This is a genomic window from Methylobacterium sp. WL119 (genome assembly GCF_008039875.1).
In the GTDB taxonomy this organism is placed as follows: domain Bacteria; phylum Pseudomonadota; class Alphaproteobacteria; order Rhizobiales; family Beijerinckiaceae; genus Methylobacterium.
In genome coordinates this window covers 1-5,023 of record NZ_VRUU01000174.1, presented here as the reverse complement: position 1 = coordinate 5,023, position 5,023 = coordinate 1, and the positions used below count along the sequence as shown (strand labels likewise).

Annotated in this window: 5 protein-coding genes; 2 read left to right on the top strand and 3 right to left on the bottom strand. The window is 74.6% G+C overall.

Annotated features, from left to right (window positions below; genetic code table 11):
• Together FV227_RS27685 and FV227_RS27675 are read left to right on the top strand one after the other, a co-directional pair.
• The coding region (locus tag FV227_RS27685; protein WP_246688383.1) for a thiamine pyrophosphate-dependent enzyme at positions 1–577 on the top strand (577 nt) is incomplete at its 5' end.
• 343 nt (positions 578–920) lie between these two features.
• Positions 921–3,278, top strand: a complete 2,358-nt coding sequence (locus FV227_RS27675; protein ID WP_147860386.1) for a penicillin acylase family protein — start codon at positions 921–923, stop codon at positions 3,276–3,278.
• 133 nt (positions 3,279–3,411) lie between these two features.
• Here the strand turns inward: FV227_RS27675 and FV227_RS27670 are convergent, their stop codons facing one another.
• From FV227_RS27670 to FV227_RS27660, 3 genes are all read right to left on the bottom strand, one after another.
• Positions 3,412–4,080 carry a hypothetical protein gene (locus tag FV227_RS27670; RefSeq protein WP_147860385.1) on the bottom strand — a complete coding sequence of 223 codons (669 nt, stop codon included), beginning with the start codon at positions 4,078–4,080 and terminating at the stop codon, positions 3,412–3,414.
• A gap of 150 nt (positions 4,081–4,230) precedes the next feature.
• Positions 4,231–4,503 carry a YiaA/YiaB family inner membrane protein gene (locus FV227_RS27665; protein ID WP_147729665.1) on the bottom strand — a complete coding sequence of 91 codons (273 nt, stop codon included), beginning with the start codon at positions 4,501–4,503 and terminating at the stop codon, positions 4,231–4,233.
• 47 nt (positions 4,504–4,550) lie between these two features.
• A partial coding sequence (locus tag FV227_RS27660; protein ID WP_147860384.1) for a PspA/IM30 family protein occupies positions 4,551–5,023 on the bottom strand: 473 nt, incomplete at its 5' end.

Genomic DNA, 5,023 nt, shown 5'->3' with positions numbered 1-5,023 from the left:
GGCCGCCGGCGCGCGCCCGGAGCTGCCGACCGCCGGCGCGCTCGCCGACGCCGCCATCGGCCGGGTGCTCGGCGCGCTGATCCCCGAGGGCGCGATCGTCTGCGACGAGTCGATCACCACCGGCCGCAACTTCTTCGGGCAGACCCATGCGGCCGCGCCCCACAGCTGGCTCCAGCTCGGCGGCGGCGCGATCGGCCTCGGCATCCCGATGGCGACGGGCGCCGCCATCGCCTGCCCCGGCCGCAAGGTGATCGCGCTGCAGGCCGACGGCAGCGCGCTCTACACCGCCCAGGCGCTGTGGACCCAGGCCCGCGAGCGCCTCGACGTGGTGACGCTGATCTGGTCGAACCGCTCCTACGCCATCCTGCGCCACGAGCTCGCCAACGTCGGCGCCGCCAATCCCGGCCCGAAGGCGATCGGCATGCTGACGCTGGACGACCCGGCGATCGACTGGGTCAGCCTCACCAAAGGCTTCGGCGTCGAGGCGCGCCGCGTGGAGAATTTAGCCAGCTTCATCGACGTGTTCCGCGGGGCGCTGGCCCGGCGCGGGCCGTTCCTGATCGAGGTGGCTCTGTGAGGACCGGACAGACAGCCGCCGCGTCCGTTTCGTCTCCTTCAGCCGGCGTGCCGATGCCCGAAAGGCCCTCCCTTCCCCTCTCCCCGCACGCGGGGAGAGGCCCGCAGGCACCTCGTCGTGCCTGTGGGAAGCGGCGGCGAAGCCGAAGCGGCGGTGAGGGGGCGCGGACGGACGAGGCTCCTTCGTCGAGACCCCCTCACCGTCGGCTGCCGCCTCGCCGCGACGACGACGAGGTCGTCGCGGCCCTCTCCCCGCAGGCGGGGCGAGGGGATGCGCGCGGATCTCGGCGTGATGCCTTGCCGTCGACGTCCCGGCTTGCGGCATCAGGGCAGGGGACGCGGGCGTGACCACCTTCACCCTCCCGGGCCTGTCCGCGCCCGCCGAGATCCGCGTCGACCGCCACGGCGTGCCGCATCTCCGCGCCGCGTCGCAGGACGACGTCTTTCGCGTGCAGGGGTTCAACGCCGCCCGCGACCGGCTGTGGCAGCTCGACCTGTGGCGCAAGCGCGGCCTCGGGCTGCTCGCCGCCGATTTCGGGCCGGGCTACCTCGCGCAGGACCGGGCGGCGCGGCTGTTCCTGTACCGTGGCGACATGGAGGCCGAGTGGGCGGCCTACGGGCATCCGCGCACTCGGAACATCGTCGAGGCCTTCGTCGCCGGGCTGAACGTCTACGTCGCCCTGACCCTCGAGCGTCCCGACCTGCTGCCGCCGGAATTCGCCGCCCTCGGGACGCGCCCGGCGGCGTGGGCGCCCGAGGACGTGGTCCGCATCCGCAGCCATGCGCTGGTGCGCAACGTGGCCTCCGAGGTCGCCCGCGCGCAAGTGCTGGCGCGCGCCGACGCCGAGACCGACGCCCTGCGCAAGGGCCTGAGCCCGCCGCACGCGACGATGCCGCTCGGCGATCTCGAGCCGGCGCACTGGCCGGACGACCTGCTCGACGTGGTCCGCCTCGCCACCGCGCCGGTCGGGTTCGATCCGGCGCGGCTCGCCGCCACCCGCGACGCGGCCTGGGCCTGGACCCGGGTCGACGCGCACGGGAACGTCGGGCGCGAGACGATCGCCGAAAACCCCGAGCCGGCCGGCGACGGCTCGAACGCCTGGGCGGTCGCGCCGTCGCGCAGCGCCACCGGGCGGCCGATCCTGGCGAGCGACCCGCACCGCGCCTACGCCCTGCCGGCGCTGCGCTACGTCGTCCACCTCACCGCGCCCGGGCTCGACGTGATCGGCGCCGGCGAGCCGGCGCTCCCCGGCATCAGCATCGGCCACAACGGCAAGGCCGCCTTCGGCCTGACCATCGCCCCCTTCGACCAGGAGGACCTGTTCGTCCTCGACGTCGACCCCGGCGACCCGGACCGGTTCCGGTTCGACGGCGGCTGGGCGCCGATCGAGCGGGTGCACGAGCGCATCCCCGTCCGCGGCGAGGCCGACGAGCCGGTCACGCTCGGCTTCACCCGCCACGGCCCGGTGATCTGCGAGGACCGCGCCACCGCCAAGGCCTTCGCCGTCCGCACGGTGTGGTCCGAGCCCGGCGCCGGCGCCTATCTCGGCAGCCTGGCCTATCTCGACGCCGCGACGCCGGAGGCCTTCGGCGCGGCGCTGCGGCACTGGTCGGCGCCCTCCGTCAACCAGGTCTACGCCGACGTGACCGGGCGGGTCGCGTGGTTCACGGCGGGCAAGGCGCCGATCCGCCCGAACTGGGACGGCCTGCTGCCGGTGCCGGGCGACGGCCGATACGCCTGGGCCGGGTTCCACGACGGGGGAGACCTGCCGAGCCGGATCGATCCGGGCGCCGGCTTCGTCTACTCGGCCAACGAGATGAACCTGCCGGAGGAGTACCCGGCTGAGGCGCGGAAGCTCGGCTTCGAGTGGCACGAGCCGTGGCGCGCCCGGCGCATCCGCACGGTGCTGGCGCACCAGCCGCAGCACGCGCCGGCCGACTCGCAGCGGCTCCAGGGCGACGACGTCTCCGAGCCGGCGCTGCGGCTGGCGCACCTCGCCGCGACGCTGGCCGCGCCCGCCGACGCGGAGGCCCGCCGGGCGATCGCCCTGCTCGAGACCTTCGACGGGCACCTGCACGAGGGCTCGGCCTCGGCCGCGCTGGTGGAAGTGTTCTGGGTGCACCACCTGCGCCCGGCCCTGCTGCACGCCCTCGTGCCCGATTTAGAGACCCGGCGCCTGCTGCCGCCGGGCGACCTGCAGGCCCTGCTCGACCGCCTGGAGACGCCGCGCCCGCCGCTCGACCGCGCCGCCCGCGACGCGCTGGTCGAACGCACCCTGGCGGCGGCCTGGCGGGACTGCGCGGCCCGCCTCGGCCCCGATCCCGCGGCCTGGGCCTGGGGCCGCCTGCACCACGCGCTGTTCGCGCACCCGCTCGGCCCGCGCGGCTTCACCGGCCACGATGTCGGCCCCCTGCCGATGCCGGGGGCGGGGCCCTGCGTGATGCACGCCGAGTACGACCCCGCGACGTTCCGGATGACGCACGGCGCCTCGTTCCGGATGGTGCTCGACGTCGGCGACTGGGATGCCGGCGTCTTCGTCAACGCCCCGGGCCAATCCGGCCACCCGGCGAGCCCGCACTACGCCGACCATGCCGAGCCCTGGGCCCGGCGCGCCTACCGTCCGCTGCTGTACTCCCGCGCGGCGGTCGACGCCGCGACGGAGACGGTGATCACGCTGGTGCCGGGCGGCGACGGCGCCTGACGGGATCGCTCTGGACGAAGGCCCCGCCTTCGACCGAGCGGACGCCGACCTCGTTCCCGGGCCTCGAACGAAGACAGGCCCCCCACCGTCCCTCCCCCCTCTGCGGGGGAGGGAAGAGGCTCCGCGCGTTCCGTCATCCCGCAGCGGGTCGCGATCGCGCCGGCGCCCAGCGGCGCAGGGCGAGGTGGGTCGGGAGGAACAGCAGGGTCGGCAGGCCGACGATCAGGCCCGCGAGCCAGGCCCAGGCCGGAACCCAGGTCTGCGCCGCCCGGTCGCTCATGCCCCAGACGTAGTTGATGTTGACCGGGGTCAGGCCCGGCTCCGGCGTCGGCGGCGGCATCAGGAAGAAGCACGCCAGCAGGGTGACGATCGCGAGCGCGGTCCAGGTCGGCAGGGCGCGGCAATCGTAGCCGAGGCGGCCGACCAGGTAGATCAGCAGGAACGGCAGCCAGCCGTGGAAGCCCGACAGGCCGCGCAGGAACGGCGCGGTGCTCCGATCGAACATGTAGGCGGTCATCCCGGTGATCGGGCAGCCGAGGGCGGTGCCGAGGAAGTCGAGCACCCACAGCAGTTGCGGCGCGACGAGGCCGACCGCGCACATCGCGACGAGCAGCGGGCTCTCCAGCCAGATCCCGACCAGGGTCAGCAGCAGCGACTGGTCGCAGAAGTACAGGAAGTTCGTCGGGCCGTAAGCGGACAGGTAGGTCGGGACCAGGACCGCGACGAAGGCGGTGTAGGCGAGCTTGACGGGCATCGGGATGCGCCCGCGCGAAGCGGGGGCGAGCGCCGGGAATTCGGGCATCGGATCGTCTCGGCTGGCGAAGGGACGGGGAAATTCGGGTCCGGCGAGGCCCGGCCGGGATTTCGGCAGGGCCTCGCGAGGGGGCGTCGGTCCTGTCTCGGGTCAATTTTTGCCCGGATCGGTCCTTGCCCGGATCGGACCCTGCCCGGATCAGTCCTTGCCGACCGACATCAGCAGGCGCTCGGTCTTGGCGTCCTCGATGCGGTTCACCATGCGGCGGCCCTCATGCACGTCGCGCACCGTCTTGGTCGCGGTGATGCAGGATTGGACCAGCATCACCACGCCCATGGCGAGGTAGCCCTTGATCCAGATGTCCACCGGCAGGAACAGGATCCCGCAGGCCACCATCGCGGCCGAGCCGAGGAAGGCGGCGTAGGTGAAGGTGACCCAGGCGCCGGAATGCTGGGTGGTCTCGTTGTTCATGACACGCTCCTGATGTGGGACGGGAAAGGGATGGGATGCTCGGTGGGTCAGGCGGCCGGGGCGAGCCCGGCCTTGCGGCGCAGGCCCTCCAGCACGTCGCCGCCGGTCGGGCGGGTGCGCGGGCCGAAGCCCTCGCGCGCCAGGCGCTCGGCGATGTCGGCGCCGTCGGCCTCGGCAAGCGCCGCCTCGGTGTCGGTCGCCTCGGCCTGGAGCGCGCGCAGGCGCGCCAGGGTCGCCTCGGCCTCGCGCAGGGTGGCCGTGTCGCCGCGGCCGGTCTGGGCCGAGAGCCGCCGCACGGCTTCCGTCGCGCCGGCGACCCGCCGGCCGCGTTCCAGCTCCGCCTGCCGGCGGGTGGCGTCGGCGACGGTGGCGCGGATGCGGGCGACCTCGGCGGCGAACCGCGTGCGGGCCTCGTCGATCGCCCGGCGCTCGGCCTCGAGCTCGGCGATCGCGTCCGCCGCCTCCGCCGCGAGGTCGTCGCGCCCGGCGGCGAGCGCCGCGACGGCGCGGCCTTCGAGGT